The sequence below is a fragment of the Pseudomonas sp. SAS7 genome (assembly GCF_052112345.1).
Lineage (GTDB): Bacteria > Pseudomonadota > Gammaproteobacteria > Pseudomonadales > Pseudomonadaceae > Aquipseudomonas > Aquipseudomonas putida_Q.
This window is the reverse complement of sequence record NZ_JBEGGO010000007.1, coordinates 114,559-134,952: the sequence shown is the minus strand read 5'-3', so window position 1 is coordinate 134,952 and position 20,394 is coordinate 114,559. Positions and strand designations below refer to the sequence as shown.

20 protein-coding genes and 1 pseudogene are annotated in these 20,394 nt (G+C 62.6%); 11 read left to right on the top strand and 10 right to left on the bottom strand.

Translation table 11 applies throughout. The annotated features are described in order from the left end of the window. The first annotated feature begins 9 nt into the window (after positions 1–9). The 3 genes from ABI582_RS13360 (at position 10) to ABI582_RS13350 (ending at position 4,106) form a co-directional block, all read left to right on the top strand. Positions 10–981: a UDP-glucose 4-epimerase family protein gene (locus tag ABI582_RS13360; protein ID WP_442119400.1), complete on the top strand. Its 972-nt coding sequence runs from the start codon at positions 10–12 to the stop codon at positions 979–981. Further along, positions 978–1,982: an MraY family glycosyltransferase gene (locus tag ABI582_RS13355; protein WP_442119399.1), complete on the top strand. Its 1,005-nt coding sequence runs from the start codon at positions 978–980 to the stop codon at positions 1,980–1,982. The genes ABI582_RS13360 and ABI582_RS13355 overlap by 4 nt, the downstream gene beginning before the upstream one ends. A 105-nt stretch (positions 1,983–2,087) precedes the next feature. Then, entirely contained in the window at positions 2,088–4,106 is a 2,019-nt protein-coding gene (locus ABI582_RS13350; protein WP_338746441.1) for a polysaccharide biosynthesis protein, read from the top strand. 102 nt (positions 4,107–4,208) lie between these two features. Here the strand turns inward: ABI582_RS13350 and ABI582_RS13345 are convergent, their stop codons facing one another. Continuing rightward, the gene (locus ABI582_RS13345) at positions 4,209–5,048 is read right to left on the bottom strand and encodes a lipopolysaccharide kinase InaA family protein (RefSeq protein WP_442119398.1); all 840 of its coding nucleotides are present in this window, start codon (positions 5,046–5,048) and stop codon (positions 4,209–4,211) included. A 605-nt stretch (positions 5,049–5,653) separates the two neighbouring features. Here ABI582_RS13345 and ABI582_RS13340 point away from each other — a divergent pair. Next, the gene (locus ABI582_RS13340) at positions 5,654–5,989 is read left to right on the top strand and encodes a ComEA family DNA-binding protein (protein ID WP_442119397.1); all 336 of its coding nucleotides are present in this window, start codon (positions 5,654–5,656) and stop codon (positions 5,987–5,989) included. A 52-nt stretch (positions 5,990–6,041) separates the two neighbouring features. On the opposite strand, the gene ABI582_RS13335 is transcribed toward ABI582_RS13340, so the two are convergent. After that, positions 6,042–6,209, bottom strand: a complete 168-nt coding sequence (locus ABI582_RS13335; protein ID WP_016500979.1) for a DUF2897 family protein — start codon at positions 6,207–6,209, stop codon at positions 6,042–6,044. A gap of 181 nt (positions 6,210–6,390) precedes the next feature. Here ABI582_RS13335 and pyrF point away from each other — a divergent pair, with 181 nt between their 5' ends. Beyond that, the gene (pyrF, locus tag ABI582_RS13330; protein WP_338746446.1) at positions 6,391–7,092 is read left to right on the top strand and encodes an orotidine-5'-phosphate decarboxylase; all 702 of its coding nucleotides are present in this window, start codon (positions 6,391–6,393) and stop codon (positions 7,090–7,092) included. Between the two features lie 196 nt (positions 7,093–7,288). Here pyrF and ABI582_RS13325 read toward each other — a convergent pair whose 3' ends face one another. Then, the gene (locus tag ABI582_RS13325) at positions 7,289–8,290 is read right to left on the bottom strand and encodes an NADP-dependent oxidoreductase (RefSeq protein ID WP_442119396.1); all 1,002 of its coding nucleotides are present in this window, start codon (positions 8,288–8,290) and stop codon (positions 7,289–7,291) included. Between the two features lie 174 nt (positions 8,291–8,464). Here ABI582_RS13325 and ABI582_RS13320 point away from each other — a divergent pair, with 174 nt between their 5' ends. Then, complete coding sequence (locus ABI582_RS13320; RefSeq protein WP_338746448.1) at positions 8,465–9,226, top strand: SDR family oxidoreductase; 762 nt, start codon at positions 8,465–8,467, stop codon at positions 9,224–9,226. Between the two features lie 171 nt (positions 9,227–9,397). On the opposite strand, the gene ABI582_RS13315 is transcribed toward ABI582_RS13320, so the two are convergent. Further along, positions 9,398–10,555 carry an MFS transporter gene (locus ABI582_RS13315; protein WP_442119395.1) on the bottom strand — a complete coding sequence of 386 codons (1,158 nt, stop codon included), beginning with the start codon at positions 10,553–10,555 and terminating at the stop codon, positions 9,398–9,400. Between the two features lie 225 nt (positions 10,556–10,780). Between ABI582_RS13315 and ABI582_RS13310 the strand changes: the two genes are divergently transcribed. From ABI582_RS13310 to ABI582_RS13300, 3 genes and pseudogenes are all read left to right on the top strand, one after another. Further along, the gene (locus ABI582_RS13310) at positions 10,781–12,178 is read left to right on the top strand and encodes an aminotransferase-like domain-containing protein (protein WP_442119394.1); all 1,398 of its coding nucleotides are present in this window, start codon (positions 10,781–10,783) and stop codon (positions 12,176–12,178) included. A 117-nt stretch (positions 12,179–12,295) separates the two neighbouring features. Further along, positions 12,296–13,327, top strand: a pseudogene (locus ABI582_RS13305) (methyl-accepting chemotaxis protein); the annotation flags it as partial. A 27-nt stretch (positions 13,328–13,354) separates the two neighbouring features. Continuing rightward, on the top strand, positions 13,355–14,236 hold the full coding sequence (locus tag ABI582_RS13300; RefSeq protein WP_442119479.1) for a methyl-accepting chemotaxis protein: 882 nt from the start codon (positions 13,355–13,357) through the stop codon (positions 14,234–14,236). 146 nt (positions 14,237–14,382) lie between these two features. Here ABI582_RS13300 and ABI582_RS13295 read toward each other — a convergent pair whose 3' ends face one another. Then, complete coding sequence (locus ABI582_RS13295; RefSeq protein ID WP_442119393.1) at positions 14,383–15,573, bottom strand: benzoate/H(+) symporter BenE family transporter; 1,191 nt, start codon at positions 15,571–15,573, stop codon at positions 14,383–14,385. A 277-nt stretch (positions 15,574–15,850) separates the two neighbouring features. On the opposite strand from ABI582_RS13295, the gene ABI582_RS13290 reads away from it, so the two are divergent. Beyond that, positions 15,851–16,453: a glutathione S-transferase family protein gene (locus ABI582_RS13290; RefSeq protein ID WP_258655667.1), complete on the top strand. Its 603-nt coding sequence runs from the start codon at positions 15,851–15,853 to the stop codon at positions 16,451–16,453. Between the two features lie 49 nt (positions 16,454–16,502). Here ABI582_RS13290 and ABI582_RS13285 read toward each other — a convergent pair whose 3' ends face one another. From ABI582_RS13285 to ABI582_RS13265, 5 genes are all read right to left on the bottom strand, one after another. Beyond that, positions 16,503–16,874 carry a glutaredoxin family protein gene (locus ABI582_RS13285; RefSeq protein WP_019473979.1) on the bottom strand — a complete coding sequence of 124 codons (372 nt, stop codon included), beginning with the start codon at positions 16,872–16,874 and terminating at the stop codon, positions 16,503–16,505. A gap of 60 nt (positions 16,875–16,934) precedes the next feature. Continuing rightward, a complete protein-coding gene (folE, locus tag ABI582_RS13280) occupies positions 16,935–17,480 on the bottom strand; it encodes a GTP cyclohydrolase I FolE (protein WP_019473978.1) in 546 nt (181 codons plus the stop codon). Positions 17,481–17,550: 70 nt separating this feature from the next. Further along, positions 17,551–18,111 (bottom strand): Smr/MutS family protein, encoded by a 561-nt coding sequence (locus ABI582_RS13275; RefSeq protein ID WP_010952859.1) that lies wholly within the window; start codon positions 18,109–18,111, stop codon positions 17,551–17,553. A gap of 174 nt (positions 18,112–18,285) precedes the next feature. Continuing rightward, on the bottom strand, positions 18,286–18,606 hold the full coding sequence (locus ABI582_RS13270) for a hypothetical protein (protein WP_016715063.1): 321 nt from the start codon (positions 18,604–18,606) through the stop codon (positions 18,286–18,288). 86 nt (positions 18,607–18,692) lie between these two features. Next, positions 18,693–19,283: a cysteine hydrolase family protein gene (locus tag ABI582_RS13265; protein ID WP_012271080.1), complete on the bottom strand. Its 591-nt coding sequence runs from the start codon at positions 19,281–19,283 to the stop codon at positions 18,693–18,695. A 179-nt stretch (positions 19,284–19,462) separates the two neighbouring features. Between ABI582_RS13265 and prmB the strand changes: the two genes are divergently transcribed. Continuing rightward, positions 19,463–20,371, top strand: coding sequence for a 50S ribosomal protein L3 N(5)-glutamine methyltransferase (gene prmB / locus ABI582_RS13260; protein WP_016500966.1), 909 nt, complete (start codon positions 19,463–19,465; stop codon positions 20,369–20,371). The last annotated feature ends 23 nt before the right edge of the window (positions 20,372–20,394 follow it).

The window sequence follows — 20,394 nt, the reverse complement described above, 5'->3', positions numbered from 1 at the left end:
TCGAATTTCATGGAACGACGCACGATTCTTGTTACAGGCGCCAGCGGCTTTGTCGGCAGTGCAGTCTGTAGCCGGCTGGCCACGTTGGGCAGCTTCACAACCCGGGCGGCTTTGCGTGGCACTGGCCCGGGCGTTATCGAAGGCGTTAAGGCCGTGACCGTAGGTGACCTGGCTGCCACCACCGATTGGGCGCCGGCACTGTCAGGGGTCGACGTGGTGGTGCATGCTGCAGCCCGGGTGCACGTAATGAAGGAAACCGCCGCCGACAGTTTGGCCGAGTTCCGTCGGGTCAATGTCGAGGGCACCCTCAACCTGGCCCGCCAGGCAGCGGCTGCAGGTGTGCGGCGTTTTATTTTTATCAGTTCGGTCAAGGTCAACGGTGAGGCCAGTAAGCCCGGCCACCCCCTTTGCGCCGATGACGCACCAGCACCTCAGGACGCCTACGGCTTGTCCAAGCACGAAGCGGAGCAGGGGTTGCGCCAACTGGCGGCGGCTAGCGGCATGGAGGTGGTGGTGATCCGCCCGGTGCTGGTTTACGGGCCAGGTGTCAAAGCCAATTTCCGCAGCATGATGCGCTGCGTGCAACGGGGTGTGCCTTTGCCTTTCGGGGCGGTGGATAACCGTCGCAGCCTGGTGTCGCTGGCGAATCTGGTCGACTTGATCGTCACCTGCATCGACCACCCGGGCGCTGCTAACCAAACCTTCCTGGCCAGTGATGGCGAAGATGTCTCACTGGCGCACCTGCTACGCGCGCTGGGCCGCGCACTGGGCAGGCCGGCCCTGCTTTTGCCTGTTCCGTCAGGCCTGTTGCACTGGGCAGCCCGGCTGCTCGGCCGGCCCGACCTTGCCCAGCGCTTGCTCGGCTCGCTGCAGGTGGATATCGAGAAGAACCGGCAACTGCTCGGCTGGCACCCCCCTTACACGTTGGAGCAAGGGCTGAACATGGCCGCTCGACCTTTTCTGGAAACCCGCCGCTTATGATATGGCTGATTGTCGTGGCAGGCCTCGCGTCCTGGTGGATGACCGCAGTACTGCGCCGCTATGCGCTGTCCCGCAGCTTGCTGGATATCCCCAACGCACGCAGCTCGCACACCCTGCCAACGCCGCGTGGCGGCGGCCTGTCATTCGTGGTGGCGGTGCTGGTTGCCATGCTTGGCTTGGCCTGGGGCGAGTACATCGCTCCGGCGCAGCTGGTCAGCTTGCTCGGCGCGGGGGGGCTGGTTGCGCTGATCGGCTTCATGGATGACCACGGGCATATCGCTGCACGGTGGCGTTTGCTGGGGCATTTCGCAGCGGCTGGATGGGGGCTTGCCTGGCTTGGCGGGATGCCGCCTGTCACCGTCTTCGGCCTGGTGCTGGGGCCGATCTGGCTGAGCACCGTCATCGGCCTGCTGTATCTGGTATGGCTGCTCAACTTGTACAACTTCATGGACGGTATTGATGGCCTTGCCAGTATCGAAGCCATTTGCGTATGTCTGGGTGGGGCCCTGCTTTATTGGCTTGGCGGGCATGCTCAGGCTGTATGGCTACCGCTGTTACTGGCGGCCTCGGTGGCTGGCTTCCTGTTCTGGAACTTCCCACCTGCACGTATCTTCATGGGCGATGCGGGCAGTGGCTTCCTCGGCATTGTGCTGGGCTTGCTGGCATTGATGGCGGGTTCGGTAAACCCGCTATTATTCTGGGGGTGGTTAATACTTTTGGGTGTGTTTGTGGTCGATGCCACGTTTACCTTGGGGCGGCGCCTGCTGCGCGGTGACAAGGTATACGAAGCGCATCGTAGCCACGCCTATCAGTATGCTTCGCGCCGGCACGGCAGCCATCGCCCGGTGAGCCTGGCCGTCGCGCTCATCAACCTCGGCTGGCTGTTGCCAATAGCGCTGGCGGTGGTGCTATTCAAGGTTGATGGCGCCATTGGAACCCTGGTCGCTTATGTGCCTCTGATAGTCTTGGCAGTCACCTACCATGCAGGGAAAAAGGAATAGGATGGACGAGCAAGGAAGCCATCGTAGAGCGCTGCTGGGCCTATGGTCTGGCCACCCAGCGCTCAGGTCATTCACACGAGGTTCTTTTGCGCTGAGGAGTGCCGAATGAGCGACGAGAAGAAAGACAGAATGCGCCAGTATCTGGTCAATCTGTCCCGGCGCCAGAAACGCCTCATTCAGGTATGCACGGACATCTCGCTGATCTGGTTCGCCTTGTGGCTGTCCTTTATCGTGCGCTTGGGCATCGATGAAATGTACAACCCCATCGTCACGCACGCCTGGTTGTTCGTGGCGGCGCCGGTGGTGGCCATCCCGCTGTTCATCCGGTTTGGCATGTACCGGGCGGTGATGCGCTATTTTGGCAATGACGCCCTTATCACCATCATCAAGGCTGTGACCCTGTCATCGCTCATCCTGGCGGTGGTGGTGTACTGGTACAGCAACCACCAAGTGGTCGTGCCGCGGTCGATCATTTTCAACTACTGGTGGTTGAGCATGGTCATCATCGGCGGTTTGCGCCTGATCATGCGTCAGTATTTTCTGGGTGACTGGTTTACCGGGGCGCATCAGATACCCTTTGCCAACCGCGACGACGGCCTGATCAAAGTTGCCATCTATGGTGCGGGTACGGCAGGTAATCAGTTGCTGGCTGCGCTGCGAATGGGGCGGGTGATGCGGCCCGTGGCTTTTATCGATGACGATGGCGAACTTGCCAACCGCGTCATTTCTGGCTTGCAGGTCTATAAGCCCAAGCATTTGCAGCAGATGATCAAGGAAACGGGGGCTCAAGAAATTCTTCTGGCGCTACCTTCGGCCTCGCGCGCAAGGCGAAAAGAAATTCTTTCTTTCCTCGAGCCATACCCATTGCACGTACGCAGCGTGCCGGCCTTCGCCGACCTGGCCAGTGGGCGGGTGAAAGTGGATGATATCCAGGACGTGGACATCGCCGACCTGCTGGGGCGGGACCCTGTACCTGCCCAGGAAGGGCTGCTTGAACGCTGTATCTACAAGCAAACCGTGCTGGTCACCGGGGCAGGTGGCTCCATAGGCTCCGAACTGTGCCGCCAGATCATCGGGCTGGGGCCAACCACCTTGCTGTTGTTCGATCACAGTGAATTCAACCTTTACAGCATATTGAGCGAGTTGGAGCAGCGCAGTTTGCGCGAGTCGCTGTCGGTGCGACTTTTGCCGATACTGGGTTCGGTACGCAACCAGCAGCACCTGGTTGATGTGATGGCTACCTGGCGCGTCGATACGGTCTACCATGCTGCAGCCTACAAACATGTGCCCATGGTCGAGCACAATATTGCCGAAGGTATCCTCAACAATGTTTACGGCACGTTGTGTACTGCCCAGGCGGCATTGCAGACCGGCGTGGCCAATTTCGTGCTCATTTCCACCGACAAGGCCGTGCGGCCGACCAATGTCATGGGCAGCACCAAGCGGTTGTCCGAGCTGATCTTGCAGGCGCTGAGCCGCGAGGCGGCGCCGGTGATGTATGGGGACAGCAGCAAGATTGCCCGGGTGAACAAGACCCGTTTCACCATGGTGCGCTTCGGCAACGTTCTGGGCTCTTCCGGCTCGGTGATTCCGCTGTTTCGTGAGCAGATCAAGGCGGGTGGGCCGTTGACGGTCACTCACCCGAAAATCACCCGTTACTTCATGACCATCCCCGAAGCCGCCCAACTGGTGGTGCAGGCCGGTGCCATGGGGCAGGGCGGCGATGTATTCGTGCTGGATATGGGTGAGCCGGTACGTATTGTCGAGCTGGCCGAGAAAATGATCCACCTCTCGGGGCTGAGTGTGCGCAGCCAGGGCAACCCGCAGGGCGACATTGCCATCGACTTCACCGGGCTGCGCCCCGGCGAGAAGCTTTACGAAGAGTTGCTTATCGGCGATGACGTATCACCTACAGCCCACCCGATGATCATGGTCGCCAACGAAGACTTCCTGGCGTGGGAGTTGCTGCGTGAGCGGCTGACCCAGTTGCTGGCTGCGGTTGCCGACGATGACTTCACCCGTGTGCGGCAGTTGTTGCGTGAACTGGTCAGCGGTTACTCGCCCCAGGGTGAAATCGTGGATTGGGTGTATCTGCAGCGGCGCCAGGGCCCGTTGGAGCGATAACGCAGCCTGGCTTGCCGGCGATGGGCCGCATAACGGCCCTGATCCATTAGCTGAAGGGCTCCAGGGCAAGCCAGCTGCCATACCTCAAACCGGCTCCAGGCTTTACCATCGGCTTTCCAGCACGCCGTTGCTGAAGATGTCACGCCGCGCCAGGCGCCCCACCTCCTGGTGCTTGGCCAATGCATAAATGCGGTCAAAACCCGTGCGACCAACGTTCGGGAAGTACCTGGCCAGCGCATGCTCTACCACACTGTCATAGTCCGCTTCGGTGATGTACCGATAAATCTCCCGGAAGTAGATAAACCCAAACTGGAAGCCCAGGGTTTCATCGGGGTAGTCGGTGTGGCCGAAGAAGCAGTTTTCCAGGTCGATGGCGCGAGCTTTGCCCTGTTCGGGGAGCATGACATTGGCAACCCACAGGTCCATATGCGTAACGCCTCGACGCTGCAGGGCATGCAACAGCTCAAAGGTTGCCTCAAGTACCGCGCTCACTGCTTCGGGTGCCGCGCGGGTTCTGCTCAATCCGTCGACGTGATCGTGCAGCAACTCGGTAATGAGGAAAAAATCCTGCATCAGCCCAAGCTTCGAGCTTGTGTATCCATAACCGATCAGCCCCGGAACGCGGGCGCCTCGCTTGGCCGCTTCACGCGTATTGATCAGCTCTTCGATGGGCCAGTCGTACATCCCGTTGCGCTTCGGGTTACCGCGCTTCATACGCCACTTTTTTTTCAGTGAGTCGAGCTTTTCGCGTTTGGCGAAAAGCTTGCTGGCGCTACACGGCAGCGGCGCACTCACGCGTTTGGCGGTTGGGGTATGTGCTACCAGCTGCTCGATGGCTTGCTGGGTATAGTGGGGAAGGGCGGTTTGAAAATGCAGGGTGGCATCGCGATAACGCACAACATGGGGGTATTCATTTTGCCAAATCTGGGGATCACCAACCACGCCATGCCCTTATGAAATCAAAATGCCACTAGATAATGGATCCAATGATACAGTTCTCTGTCCGTTTTCGTACACTTTTTTACAATTTGGAAGAGTGAGAGATAGCTGAAGGGCCAAGGGTGCCATCTTGATGGCCTTTGGGCGTGTACCGAATACGGTAAGGGTCTTGAGAGGCACGGCGGTGGTCCTCTTGCTCGGGTCCTTTAAGCAAACCGGTTGTCCATTGTTGAACAAATCTAGCAGGAGGTCAGCAGGGTGCCAGCTAAACGCAGGAGATTTGCTGGCCGGCGAAGGGCCGGTTGCACGGCGGGACATGATCAGCGGATGTTGTAGGAAAATGGCCAGCTACTGATCGGCAGCGCGTACCTGACCGAAGGGGATCTGGCTACCAGCTTGGCGCGGTTGCCTGTTTAACGTGGACGAAGCCAGACGTGGAGGCCATTGCTGATTTTTTTGGGTAGGCGAAGTTGTGCCGGTTCCAGACGATTCCTGTAACCATTGGCCGCTGATGGTGGCTATTTTGCTGCGGGATTTAGCACTAGGGTTTGTTGCGCAGCTGAAGGAAAACGGCTGCTGGAAAATGACCAACCCAAGGAGTGTTGTCCATGCGCAATAACGTTCTGTCGTACCTGCTGCTGCCGCTGTTCACCAGTTTGTCTTTTTCCCTCAGCGCTGCCCCGGCCAGCGCCACGGCGGTTGCCGAGCCGGTGCCGGTAGTTGCTCAAGCCCAGGCCCCGCAAGCGCCGCGGCTAGACCTGAACAACGCCGATGCGCTGACGTTGCAGAAGGAGTTGAACGGGATAGGGAAAGCCAAGGCCGAGGCCATCGTGGCCTACCGTGAGGCCAATGGGCCGTTTGCTTCGGTGGATGAATTACAGGAGATCAAGGGGATCGGGAACGCGTTGCTGGAGCGCAACCGGGACAAGCTGATGGTGGAGTAACCGGGAGGGGCTAGGGCTTTTCGCCCTGGCCCTCAATTGCATGTCGGGTGCTTTAGCGGTCTTGCGCATCCTTGGCATCCGCTTCGGCATTGCGCTCATGCACTTTGCGCAACTGCTCGTCGGTCAGTGGCAATTTTTTTGCCGTATCGCGCAGCATCATCAGCCCACCGACGATGGAGCCGAGGGCTATGATGAGGATCAGCCAGGCATACCAGGGCATTGTCGTTCTCCTTAAACGGTGGTGGGGTATTGCTTGTACGAAATTTGAGCAGTAACCCGTTCCGTTGGTTCAATTATAGAAGCTAGCCGCCGCCGGGCCAATTCCGTGACCTGCGGGCCCCAAAGCCTGCGTCACTTCGTTTACAATGCGCGCCGTTTTCGACTTGCCAAGAGACCCTGCCATGTCCGCCTGCCAGACGCCCCTGATCGTCGCCCTGGATTTCCCTACCCGTGAGGCCGCCCTGAAGCTGGCTGACCAGCTAGACCCCGCGCTGTGCCGGGTGAAGGTTGGCAAGGAGCTGTTCACCAGCAGTGCTTCGGGCATTGTCGAAACCCTGTGCAACAAGGGCTTCGAAGTGTTCCTGGACCTCAAGTTCCACGACATCCCCAACACCACGGCCATGGCGGTAAAAGCTGCCGCCGAGATGGGTGTGTGGATGGTTAACGTGCATTGCTCCGGTGGCCTGCGCATGATGGCCGCCTGCCGTGATGAGCTGGACAAGCGCAGCGGCCCGCAGCCGTTGCTGATTGGCGTGACCGTGCTGACCAGCATGGAGCGCGAAGACCTGGCCGGTATCGGCCTGGATGTCGACCCGCAAGAGCAAGTGCTGCGCCTGGCGGCACTGGCACAGAAGGCGGGCATGGACGGTTTGGTGTGCTCGGCGCTGGAGGCCCCGGCGCTGAAGGCGGCGCACCCGTCGCTGCAGCTGGTAACCCCGGGCATTCGCCCTGCGGGCAGCGCGCAGGATGACCAGCGCCGTATCCTTACCCCGCGCCAGGCACTGGATGCGGGTTCGGACTACCTGGTGATCGGCCGGCCGATCAGCCAGGCCGCAGACCCGGCGCAGGCGCTGGCTGCTGTGGTTGCGGAAATTCGTGGGTAAAAGCCCGCGGTGATGAAAGAGGCCAGCACGCGTGTGCTGGCCTTTTTTTTCGGGCTGGATGAGGTGTGATGGCTGGACGGTCCGGCAGGGCATTTTCTTTGCCTGTGAGATCGAGCGCCGCGCGGGCGGCGCTCGATCTAACAGGCGCTAAACCCCTCAAGGCATGCGCTTTCAGCCCCAAACGCAACTCACAACGTCACACCTTCAGCACCAACTTGCCAAAATTCTCCCCATTGAACAGCTTCAGCAGCGTCTCGGGGAACGTCTCCAGCCCCTCCACCACATCTTCCTTGCTCTTCACCTGCCCATTGGCCAGCCACCCGGCCATCTCCAGCGCAGCCTTGCCGTAGTCCTTGGCATGGTCCATCACCACAAACCCTTCCATGCGCGCACGGTTCACCAGCAGCGACAGGTAGTTGGCGGGGCCTTTCACCGCTTCCTTGTTGTTGTACTGGCTGATCGCGCCGCAAATCACGATGCGGGCCTTGAAATTGATGCGGGTCAGCACGGCATCAAGGATGTCGCCGCCCACGTTGTCAAAGTAAACGTCCACGCCGTTGGGGCATTCGCGCTTCAGGCCGGCCATTACGTCTTCGGCCTTGTAGTCGATCACCCCGTCAAAGCCCAGTTCGTCCTTCAGGTACTGGCACTTCTCGGCGCCGCCGGCAATGCCGACCACGCGGCAGCCTTTGACCTTGGCAATTTGCCCGACAATGCTGCCCACCGCACCGGCCGCGCCGGAGATGACCACGGTTTCGCCGGCTTTGGGTTGGCCAACTTCCAGCAGGGCGAAGTAGGCGGTCATGCCGGTCATGCCCAGCGCCGACAGGTAGCGGGGCAGGGGGGCCAGGTTGGGGTCGATCTTGTGCAGGCCCTGGGGCTCGCCGGTGAAATAGTCCTGTACGCCAAGCGCGCCGCTGACGTGGTCGCCCGGTTTGAAAGCCGGGTGGTTGGAGGCAACCACTTCGCCCACGCCCAGTGCCCGCATCACCTGGCCCAGGGCGACGGGGGGGATGTAGGACTTGCCTTCGTTCATCCAGCCGCGCATGGCGGGGTCCAGCGACAGGTACAGGTTGCGCACCAGCACCTGGCCTTCGCCAGGTTGTTCGGCGGGCACGCTTTCGAACGTGAAGTCGTCACGGCGCACGGCGCCGACCGGGCGTTTGGCGAGCAGGAAGCGGCGGTTGGTCTGGGTCATGGCGGGGTCCTTGTGGGCAGTGGAAGATGCTAGGCGTTCAATCTACCTTGTTGATGTAGGCAGGTGGTTAACATCACTGACAAGCATGGTAGCCCAACCGCTGGTGTGATGATGCTGCCCGGCCAGGCGGTGGCTGACTATGCTCTGACCCCACCATCCCCCAAGGAGCACGCAATGAGCATGACCTTTTCCGGCCAGGTAGCGCTGGTTACCGGCGGCGCAGCCGGCATAGGCCGGGCAACGGCCCTGGCGTTCGCCCGTGAGGGCCTGAAGGTGGTGGTGGCCGACCTCGACCCGCTGGGTGGCGAGGCGACGGTGGCGCAGATCAACGCCGCAGGTGGCGAAGCTTTGTTCATTGCCTGTGACGTTACCCGCGACGCCGAGGTGCGCCAGTTGCACGAGCGCCTGATTGCCGCCTTTGGCCGGCTGGACTACGCCTTCAACAACGCCGGCATCGAGATTGAGCAACAGCGCCTGGCCGAAGGCAGCGAGGCGGAGTTCGATGCCATCATGGGCGTGAATGTGAAGGGCGTGTGGCTGTGCATGAAGTACCAGCTGCCCTTGCTGCTGGCCCAGGGCGGTGGGGCGATCGTCAACACTGCTTCGGTGGCGGGGCTGGGGGCGGCGCCGAAGATGAGTATCTACAGCGCTAGCAAGCACGCGGTGATCGGCCTGACCAAGTCGGCAGCCATCGAATACGCCAAGAAGGGTATCCGTGTGAATGCCGTGTGCCCGGCGGTAATCGATACCGACATGTTCCGCCGCGCCTACGAGGCCGACCCACGTAAGGCCGAGTTCGCCGCCGCCATGCACCCGGTGGGGCGCATTGGCAAGGTCGAGGAAATTGCCAGCGCCGTGCTGTACCTGTGCAGCGATGGCGCCGCGTTTACCACCGGGCATTGCCTGACGGTGGATGGTGGGGCCACGGCGATCTGAGCCGATAACGTGTGGCCTGCTTCGCCTGAATATCGCCGGGCCTGAAGGCGGTGCGGCCCCTGTAGGAGCGGCCTTGCGTCGCGAAGGGCCGCAAAGCGGCCCCGGCAATATAAGCGGCGAAGCTGAAATCCTGGGGGCGCTTCGCACCCCTTTCGCGACACAAGGCCGCTCCTACACCGACCGCGCTGCCTGTGCGGCTTTCATAGAGCCCGCCAGCAATGCCAGCCCAACCGCTGCACAGCCCACCACCAAAACCCCGCCAAACACCAGTAGCGCCATCTGTGATCCCAACCGGTCACTCAACAACCCGGTAAAGATTACTGGCAAGCTGAACCCCAGGTACGCCAGTAAAAAGAACCCGGCACTGGCCCGTGTCTTCTCGCTGCCGGCCAACTGGTTCACCGCCGCCAGCCCGCCCAGGTAGATAAACCCGTAGCACGCACTGCTGGCCGCCACCGCACCCAGCAAAACTGCGCTGAGCTGTCCACCGTCAGCGCCCCAGGCCAGTACCGCATAGCTACACGGCAGTATCAGTAGCCCCAGCAGCGTGGCCGTGCGGCTGCTCAGGCGCCGGGCCATCGGCTGGAACAACAGCCCGCAGCTGATCACGCAGAAGGTCGAAAACCCTGACCAAGCGCTAAGGCCATGTTGGCGCAGGATGCTTGGCAGCAAGGCGATCACCAGGCCCACGCAGGCCCATGCCAGCAAAATGGCCAGGCCATAGGCCACGCTCCCACGCGGGTAGCAGGGCAGGCGCAGCATAGGGTTGCGCTGGGCAGGGCGCGGGTCGGGCAGGCGCCAGACCAGCACGATGGCCAGGGCTGCCAACAGCAGTTGCAGGTGGAAGCTGCCGGGTGTGAGGCTGGGGCCGCGTAGCAGGAACAGGCTGGTCAGCGCTGCGCCCAGGCCAAAGCCCAGCGAGGTGCTGGCGGTGACCCAGTTGGCCGCGCGGGGGGTGTGCTCACCGCCCATCAACTCGCCCATGTAAGCGGTGGCCGTGGCCGAAGCCAGCCCGGTGCCCAGGCCCAGGAACAGCCGGGCAAGGCCCAGGGTTTGCAGGCTGGGTGCCAGTAGCATCAGCACGGTGGCGATCATCGACAGGGCCAGTGCCGCCACAATCAGTGGCCGGCGCCCGACCCGGTCGGCCAGGCCGCCCAGGGCAAGCAGCACGGGCAGCACGCCCAGCACATAGCCGGAGAACGCCACCGCAGTGGCAGCGGCGCCCTGGCCGGAAAGGTCGGCGTAAGTGATGTACAGCGGGGCCTGCAGGTTGACGGCCAAGGTGATCAGGCAGAGGGCGAAGGCCAGACGGGCCGGGGCGGAGGGCATGGGTAGGGGTCCTGGTTTCTCAAGTGGCTGTACCAGCCCTTTCGCGGGTGAACCCGCTCCCACAGAATCACCACAGCCGCGAGAGGAGTGAAAAGCCTGTGGGAGCGGGTTCACCCGCGAATGGGCCGGGCCTGCTCACTCTGATGCCAGCCTATTCCACCTGCCAGACACACCGTGACTCCATTTATGCTTAACTGTTTGCTCAAAATCAGCGAACACTTACCCATGCACTTCTCCCTTGATCGCACCGGCCCCACCCCATTGGTGCAGCAACTCACCGACCACCTGCAAGCCTGGATCGACCAGCAACGGCTGCGCCCCGGCGCACGCCTGCCATCGATCCGCGCGCTGGCCCGCAGCCAGGCGGTCAGTGCGTCCTGTGTGATCGAGGCCTACGACCGCCTGGTCGCCAGCGGCTGGCTGGAGGCCCGCCACGGCACCGGCTTTTTTGTCGCCGAGCGCAAGCCCGGGCCACCGATTGACGATACGCAGCCTTGGGGTGAGTCTGGCGACGGCAACTGGCGGCAGTTTCGCGAGGGCCATGACGAGTTGCTGAAACTGGGCTGCGGCTGGCTGCCCAGCAATTGGCGCGCTGCAACCGAGCTGGCCCAGGCGGTGCGGCAGGTAAGCCGTGGCGCCGCGCAGGACCTGTTCGACTACTGCCCACCCCTGGGCCTGGCCAGCCTGCGCCAGCAATTGCACAAGCGCCTGGCGCAGTTGGGCATTGCTGCCGGCCCCGAGCACATCCTCACTACCCACGGCGCCAGCCACGGCCTCGACCTGCTAGTGCGTACCCTGCTGCGCCCGGGCGACACGGTATTGGTGGAAAACCCCGGTTACTACAACCTGTACAACCTGCTACGTCAGCACCAGGTGCACATGCTGCCGGTACCGCGTACCGCAGAGGGCCCGGACCTGGCGGCCGTCGAAACCCTGCTGGCCACGCACAAGCCGCGCTGCCTGTTCATCAACAGCCTTTACCAGAACCCTACCGGCACCAGCCTCACACCCAAAGTCGCCTACCGCCTGCTGGAGCTGGCCCGCGAGCATGATCTGCGCATTGTCGAGGACGATATCTATGCCGACTTCCAGGAGGGCCCGGCTACACGCCTGGCCACCCTCGACAGCGAGCAACGGGTGATCTACATGGCCAGCTTCTCGAAAACCCTCAGCAGTTCGTTGCGGGTCGGCTACCTGGTCGCCGACCCTGCGTTGCTGGCGCGTCTGGCCGAGTTGAAGATGGTCAGCGGTATCGGCACGTCACGCTTTGCCGAGCAGGTGGTGGGCCAGATGCTCGCCAATGGCAGCTACCGCAAAAGCGTGCAGCGCCTGCGCGTACGCTTGGGCCAGCACATGGCCAAGCTTCTCGGCCAATTGGAGCAGGCGGGTTGGCAGGTATTTTGTGAGCCCTGTGGCGGCATGTTCGTCTGGGCGCGGGTGCCAGGCAGGGATTTTGCCAGCCTTGAGCAGGTGGCGCGGGAGCATGCTGTGCTGCTTACTCCTGGCAGTGCTTTCGATTATCAAGGCGCGCCCAGCAGCTGGCTGCGCATCAATGTCGCCTATGGGCAGGATTCCCGTGCCCAGGCCTTCCTCCAGCATGCAGGGCGACCTCTGCCAAGCTGAAAACGACACGCTCATAGCTATTTGACACTATCCTGACGCCAAGCCCTTGTTCATCGGCGTGCAACGTTGCCACCCTTGGCCTTCGGGATAACCTCGCACGCAGAAGGGGAATCGGCGATGGGCGCGAGCAAGCACGGTGTGCTGGCCAACCTGGGCATGGCCCGCAAACTCGGCCTGGGCTTTGCCTTGGTGCTGGTGCTGACCCTGGCGGTGGCGGCTATCGGTATCGCCGCGCTGAACAGCGTTGGCCAGCGCTTCGACAGTTTGCGCCAGCTGGCACAGTTCAATACCGACCTGCTGCGCTTGCGGCAGCATGAACAGGCGTTTGCCCTGCGCTCCGACATCCAGCAGGCCGAGGCCTTGCGCAACGGCCTGCAGGGCCTGGCCGAGCGCGCCCGTGGGCTGCCGGCATTGCTGGCGGCCGAAACCGACCTGGCCGCCTACGGCCAAGCGTTCGAGGCTTTTGTAGCGGCGGTGCAGGCCAAGGAGCTGGCGCTGGACATGGCCAGCTGGTCGGTGTCCAGCGTTGCCAACAACCTGGATGTGCTGCAGGCCGGTCTGGCCGACGACGGCGTCTATACCCTCAAGCAGTCCCAGGGCCAGCAGGGGGGCGAGTTTCTGGAGCAGGCAGCGCAGGTGGCGCAGGTGTCGCGGCTGATGTTGCAGGCCATGGACGAAGCGCGGGTGCGCCTGGAAAAAAGCCGCAAGGGCGAGGAGGGGGTAAGCCAGGAGCGCATCGCCCAGACGGTGGAGGCCGCCAGCCTGGTTGGCCAGTTGCAGGGCGCGGTCAGCGATGCCGGCTACCAGAGCGTGCTGGGCGAGGTGGCCGGGCACATCGGCAGCTTCTCGGAAAAACTCAACGAATACACCGACCAGTTGGCCCTTGAGCAGGGGCTCAAAGCCCAGTTGCAGGGTAGTGCCGAGCAAGTCACCGGGAGGGTCGACCAGGCTTACCTGGGGCAGCAGCAGGCCCTGCAGGGTGACCTGCAACGCAATGCCGTGGCCATTGCCCTGGCCACCGGCCTGGCACTGCTGGTGGGTGTGCTGGCCGCCTGGCTGATCACCCGCGCGGTGGTCGGCCCGCTCAAGCATGTGATCGCCCGCGCCCAGCGCATTGCCGCTGGAGAGCTGGGTTTTGACGCCCAGGCACCGCGTCGTGACGAAGTGGGGCAGCTGATGCAGGCCATGCAGCAGATGGCCGCGGGGCTTTCGGGCATTGTCAGCGGCTTGCAGCAAGGCATCGAAAAACTGGCGGGTAGCGCTCAGGCGTTGTCGGCAGTGACGGAGCAGACCAACCGTGAGGTGGGCAGCCAGAAGGAGGAAACCGAGCAGGTGGCCACCGCGATGCAGCAGATGACTGCCACCGTGCACGATGTGGCGCGCAATGCCGAGCAAGCGGCGCAGGCGGCCCAGGCGGCGGACGACAAGGTCGGGTCGGGGCAACAGGTGGTGCGCCAGAGCATGCAGCGCATCGAGCAGTTGGCGGCGGCAGCGGAAACGGCCAGCGCCGGCATCGACAGCCTCAGTGCCGAAATCCATACCATTGGCGACGTGCTCGAAGTGATCAAGAGCGTGGCCGAGCAGACCAACCTGCTGGCGCTGAATGCCGCCATCGAGGCTGCCCGCGCTGGCGAGCAGGGGCGTGGTTTTGCCGTGGTGGCTGACGAGGTGCGGGCGTTGGCGCGGCGTACCCGGCAGTCAACCGAGCAGATCGAGGTACTGGTCGCCAGCCTGCGCGGTAACGCCCAGCAGTCGGTGGCGCAGATCCGTGGCAGTACCGAGCTGGTACGGTTGGCGGTGGCTGATGCGTTGCACACCGAGAGCGCGCTGGGCAGCATTGCGGCTGCGGTTTCATTGATCCAGCAGATGAACCAGCAGATCGCCGCAGCGGCCGAGCAGCAGAGCTCGGTGGCGGAAGAGATCAGTCGCAGTGTCACGCAGATCCGCGGCAGTGCGGACCAGGCGGCGCTGGCGATGCAGGACAATGCGCGGTCGAGTGTGCAACTGGCGCAGTTGGGCACTGATTTGAAGGGGATGGTGGGGCATTTCAGGTTGTGAGCCTGGGCCGAAATGTCTGTTGCCTGTGCGGGCCTCTTCGCAGCACAAGGCTGCTCCTACAAGGGCACCACAGCCCTCAGGCCCAATGATATTCCTGTAGGAGCAGCCTTGTGCTGCGAAGAGGCCCGCACAGGCACCAATAAACCTCAGCCCTTGCGCGGGTTGAGGATCATCAAGGCCAGCACCCCCGCCACAATCCCCCAAAACGCCGAGCCAATCGAGAACAGCGTAAGCCCCGAGGCGGTGACCATGAAGGTAATCACTGCCGCCTCCCGCTCGCGCGCCTCGCTCATGGCCACGGTCAGCCCGTTCATGATCGAACCAAAAAGCGCCAGCGCGGCAATCGACAGCACCAGCTCTTTCGGCAGCGCTGCAAACAGCGCCGCCAATGTCGCGCCGAACACCCCGGCAATGCCGTAGAAAATCCCGCACCACACCGCTGCGGTGTAGCGTTTGCTCGGGTCTTCATGGGCGTGCGGCCCGGTGCAGATCGCCGCGCTGATCGCGGCCAGGTTGACCCCGTGCGAACCGAATGGCGCCAGCAGCAGCGAGGCAAAGCCGGTGGCCGAAATAAGCGGTGAGGCCGGCACCTGATAGCCGTCGGCACGCAGCACGGCCACGCCGGGCATGTTCTGCGAGGTCATGGCCACCACGAACAGCGGAATGCCAATGCTGATGGTTGCCGCCAGCGAGAAGCTTGGCGTGGTCCACACCGGCTTGGCCACTTCCAGGTGGAAGCCGCTGAAGTCCAGCAGGCCCAGGGCGCCGGACAATGCCGTGCCCACCAGCAGCGCGGCCAGCACGCAGTAGCGCGGCGACAGGCGCTTGACCAGCAGGTAGCTGAAGAACATGCCCAGCACCAGCAATGTGCGATGCTGCGCCGCAACGAAGATTTCGCTGCCGATCTTGAACAGGATGCCCGCCAGCAGCGCCGAGGCCAGCGAGGCCGGGATGCGCTTGACCAGGCGCTCGAAGCTGCCAGTGAGGCCGCAGATGAGCACCAGCACGGCACAGGTGATGTAGGCACCAATGGCTTCGCCATAGCTCACCCCGCCCAGGCTGGTGATCAGCAACGCAGCGCCTGGGGTAGACCAGGCGATGGTGATGGGGGTGCGGTAACGCAGCGACAGGCCGATGCTGCACACCGCCATGCCGATCGACAGCGCCCAGATCCATGACGAGATCTGCGCGGTAGTCAGCCCGGCTGTCTGGCCGGCCTGGAACATCAGCACCAGCGAACTGGTATAGCCGGTGAGCATGGCGATGAAGCCGGCGACTACAGCCGACGGGGATGTGTCTGCCAGGGGCCGCAGGCGCGCGGAAGTGGCATCGGTCATGAACAAAGTCCTTGTAAAGGTGTAAGCAGTTTTTTCAGACTACAGCGCGCAAGATTGATCCTTGCCATACAGCGGCCATTGCTTTTAGCCGTACAGTCGCCAACTATTGGCGCAATTAAAAAACTGCACGGTTTGGCACCTGCCTTTTGTAGGAGCAGCCTTGTGCTGCGAAGAGGCCCTTACAGGCGCAGCAAATGCATGGGCTGAAACGGCCTCTTCGCAGCGCAAGGCTGCTCCTACAAGGGCGATACAGATACGGCGACAGGGGAGAGGGGCGATGTACAAGGTCTATGGCGACTACCAGTCGGGCAACTGCTACAAGGTCAAGCTGATGTTGAGCCTGCTGGGCCGGCCGTATGAATGGCACCCGGTGGACATCCTCAAGGGCGAGACCGAAACGCCCGAGTTTCTGGCGATGAACCCCAACGGCAAGGTGCCCGTGCTGGAGCTGGAGGACGGCAGCTACCTGTGGGAGTCCAATGCCATTCTCAACTTCCTGGCCGATGGCAGCGAGTTTCTGCCCAGCGAACCGCGTCTGCGCACGCAGGTATTGCAGTGGCAGTTCTTCGAGCAGTACAGCCATGAGCCGTACATTGCTGTGGCGCGCTTTATCCAGTTTTACCTGGGGCTGCCGGATGAGCGGGTAGAGGAATACCGCAAGCTGCACAAGGGCGGCTACAAGGCACTGAGGGTGATGGAGCGACAGCTGCAGATGACGCCTTACCTGGTGGGTGAGCAGTACTCGATTGCCGATGTGGCGTTGTATGCCTACACCCATGTGGCGCAGCAGGGCGGGTTCGACCTGGCCGATTACCCGGCAGTCCGGGCATGGCTTGAGCGTGTCAGCAGCCACCCGCGGCATGTGCCGATGGTGGGTTGATTTTCATCCTGTACCGGCCCTATCGCCGGCACAGGATGACTAGAATCTGTCAGGCCGACGCAAACCGCTCATCTAGGTAGGCAATGATGGCTTTGGACTCATACATCCAGGTCACCTTGCCGGCCTCTTCAATGCGCAGGCACGGCACTTTCACCCGGCCGCCACCTTCCTGCAGGGCCTGGCGGTGCACCGGGTCGTTCTTCGCATCGCGCAGCGCCACCGGCACGTTCAGGCGGTGCAGGGTGCGGCGTGTCTTGACGCAGAACGGGCAGGCATGGAACTGGTACAGCGCCAGGCCCTTGGCCGCTTGCTCGACGCGGGCCTGGGCAGCGGCGTCGCGCTTGCGCTTGGCCGGGCGGCTGATCCAGTCACCGAACACGATGAGCTGGCCGAGGCCAACCCGCAGGGCTTTGACGATCATGGGCAACTCCTGAAATGCAAAAAGCCGACCCGGCAGGGTCGGCTTGGGGTCAGCAGCCAATCACTTGATCAGGCTGAGGAACTCGCTGCGGGTGGCGGCGTTTTCGCGGAACTCACCCAGCATCACCGAGGTGATCATGGTCGAGTTCTGCTTTTCGACACCGCGCATCATCATGCACATGTGCTTGGCCTCGACCACCACGGCTACACCGGCGGCACCAGTTACCTGCTGCACGGCGTCGGCAATCTGGCGGCTGAGGTTTTCCTGGATCTGCAGGCGGCGGGCATACATGTCGACGATGCGCGCTACCTTCGACAGGCCCAGTACCTTGCCCTTGGGCAGGTAGGCCACGTGAGCCTTGCCGATGAACGGCAGCATGTGGTGTTCGCACATCGAATACAGCTCGATGTCCCGGACCAGCACCATTTCGCTGTTGTCAGAGCTGAACAAAGCGTTGTTGGTGACTTCTTCCAGTGTTTGCTCATAACCGCGGCAAAGGTACTTCATGGCCTTTGCAGCCCGCTTGGGCGTGTCGAGCAGGCCCTCACGGGAGACGTCCTCGCCAATCTGGCTGAGGATCTCGGTGTAGTTCTGTTCCAGGGACATGGATCTACCTGTGGGAAAAAATCGCAAAAACGAAGGTTACGGCGGTGAGGGCGGCGCTGCAAGCGCGGCGTTACTCGTCGCGGCCTTCGAGCATGGTTCGCTTGAGCATCACATACACCGCGCCGGTGCCGCCGTGGCGGGCACTGCACGAGGCAAAACCGAGCACTTGCGGGTGCTGGCGCAGCCAGGTGTTGACGTGGCTCTTGATCATTGGGCGCTTGCCGTCCAGGCGTGCGGCCTTGCCGTGGGTAACCCGCACGCAGCGCACTTCCAGCTTGGTGGCTTCGGCGATGAAATCCCACAGGGTTTCGCGGGCCTTTTCCACGGTCATGCCGTGCAGGTCGAGGCTGCCCTCGAACGGGATCTGGCCCAGCTTCAGCTTGCGCAGCTGGCCTTCCTGCACGCCGTCGCGGCGCCACATAAGCTCGTCTTCGGCGCCAACGTCGATGACGAACTGGTCGGACATACCGTCGATTACCAGGGCCTTGTCACTGCGCACGGTCGCGGCCTGGCGCAGGCCAGCCAGCTTCTGGCGGTCGGCCTTTGGCTTGCCGACTTCGGCGCGGTCGTGGCGGATTGGCTTGACGCCACGCACTTCGGCCTTGAACAGGGAAAAATCGTCGTCTTGCATGATGCCTCCACGTGGGCGGCGTAGTTTACGCGACTGTGGGGCCATGTGCAGCCTGTGCGGGCCTCTTCGCGGGTGAACCCGCTCCCACAGGTATACCGCTGCCCTCAGGTCCAGTGATATCCCTGTGGGAGCGGGTTCACCCGCGAAGAGGCCCGCCCAGGCGACATAAAATCATCAGTCGTGCTTTTTCATCAGGTGCGGCGACAGGTTCAGTTCCCGCCCGCGACGCAAGCGAATACGGCTGCGCCGCCAGAAGCGCACGCCCAGCCACAGCAGCAACAAGCCAGCCCCGGTGAGGATGCTGGACAATGGCTTGTTGGCATTGAGTTCTTGCAGGGCAGGGTAGTTGCCCAACAGGCCTGCGACGCCGGCCATGGCCAGCAGCACGCCCAGGGTCGCCAGCAGCGCCGACAGGCCGGCCGCCAGGCGGGCGCCCCAGTTGCGCGGCTGGCGCGGGCGCAGGCGCTTGGCGTCGAAACTGCCTTTAAGCTTCATTCCGCTCTCCTCTGTGGATATCCGGAATTCGACCTGCTGCCGCCCATCGGGTTCCGCCCGGCTGCCGGGCGGTCATGCCCAGCTGCTCAGATCAGGCTGGCGGTGGGGGCCACGCAAGCGAAGTTGTCGGCCATGACGGCCATTTCGCACTGGTGAATCTGTGCCGCCGGGATGACGCCATCCTTGAAGGCCAGGTCGCGGGTTGCCGAGGCGTCTTCCACCAGGGTGCACCGGTAACCATAGTCCTTGGCGCGGCGAACGGTGGTGCTGACGCTGGAATGGCTCATGAAACCGCAGACAATCAGGTCGAGATGGCCAAGCGCCTGCAGGGTTTCGTGCAATTGGGTGTTCTTGAATGCGTTGGGCATGCGCTTTTCAATGACGATTTCACCTTCCAGCGGCTCCAGCCCCGGAATGAACTGGCCGGCAGGCCCCTGTGGATCGAAGCGGCCACCGACTGTGCCCAGGTGGCGAACATGGATGATCGGACGGCCGCTCTTGCGGGCGGCGTCGAGCAACCTGGCGATGTTGGCCACGGCCTCGTCCATGCCCGACAGCTGCAGGGGCCCACTGAGGTACTCCTTTTGCGCATCGATGATGATCAGGCTGGCGTGGCTCAGCTTGGCCGGCGGGTAGTCGCGGCCAGTGAGGCGGAACATCGTGGTTGGAACGGACATCAAGGGCTCCTTGGAAGGGCTTTTGTATACCTATTGTCCCCTGCCTTGACGCCAATGGGAATGGTTGACAACGCAAGCGGCATGGTTACTGGCCTGTGGCTAGCCTTTGGGCACTGCAAACGAACAAATGTGCGGGTGGGGCTGTTAGACTTTTGTCCGGTCTGAAATAGGAGTACCCCGTGATCACATCCCGTCTGCGCACGTTGCGCGACTACATCCGCTGGGCGGTCAGCCGCTTCCACGAGCACGACCTGTTCTTCGGCCACGGTGCCGACAACGCCTGGGACGAGGCTCGCCTGCTGGTGCTGGGTGCCGTGCACCTGCCATGGGAGGTGGCCGACAGCTACCTGGACTGCATGCTCGAGGACGACGAGCGGGTACGCCTGCAGCATTTGCTCAAGCGCCGTATCGAAGAGCGGGTGCCGGCTGCCTACCTGTTGGGCGAAGCGTGGTTCTGCGGCATGTCGTTCATCGTCGACGAACGTGTGCTGGTGCCGCGCTCGCCAATTGGCCAACTGATCGAAAAACGCTTCGAGCCATGGCTGGCGAGTGAGCCTGCGCGCATTCTTGACCTGTGCACGGGTTCGGGCTGCATCGGTATCGTCGCGGCCGACGTGTTCCCCGAGGCCGAGGTGGTGCTGGCCGACCTGTCGTTCGAGGCCCTTGAAGTGGCCAACCAGAATATCGAGCGCCATGGCCTGGACGGGCGTGTGTACACGGTGCAGGGCGATGGCTTTGGCGGTTTGCCGGGGCAGCGTTTCGACCTGATCCTGTCCAACCCGCCGTATGTCGATGCCGAAGACTTCGACGACATGCCGGCCGAGTACCACCACGAGCCAGAACTGGGCCTGGCCTGCGGCAACGACGGCCTGGACCTGGTGCGGCGCATGCTGGCCGAAGCTGCAGACCACCTGACCGACAAGGGCTTGCTGATTGTTGAAGTGGGCAACAGCCAGATCCATGTCGAGGCGTTGTACCCCGAGGTGGACTTTGCCTGGCTGGAGTTCGAGCGTGGCGGGCATGGGGTGTTCATGCTCACCGCTGAGCAGTGCCGCCAGCATCAGGAATTGTTCAAGGCCCGCGTTTAGGCTATTTGGGGCTGCAAAGCAGC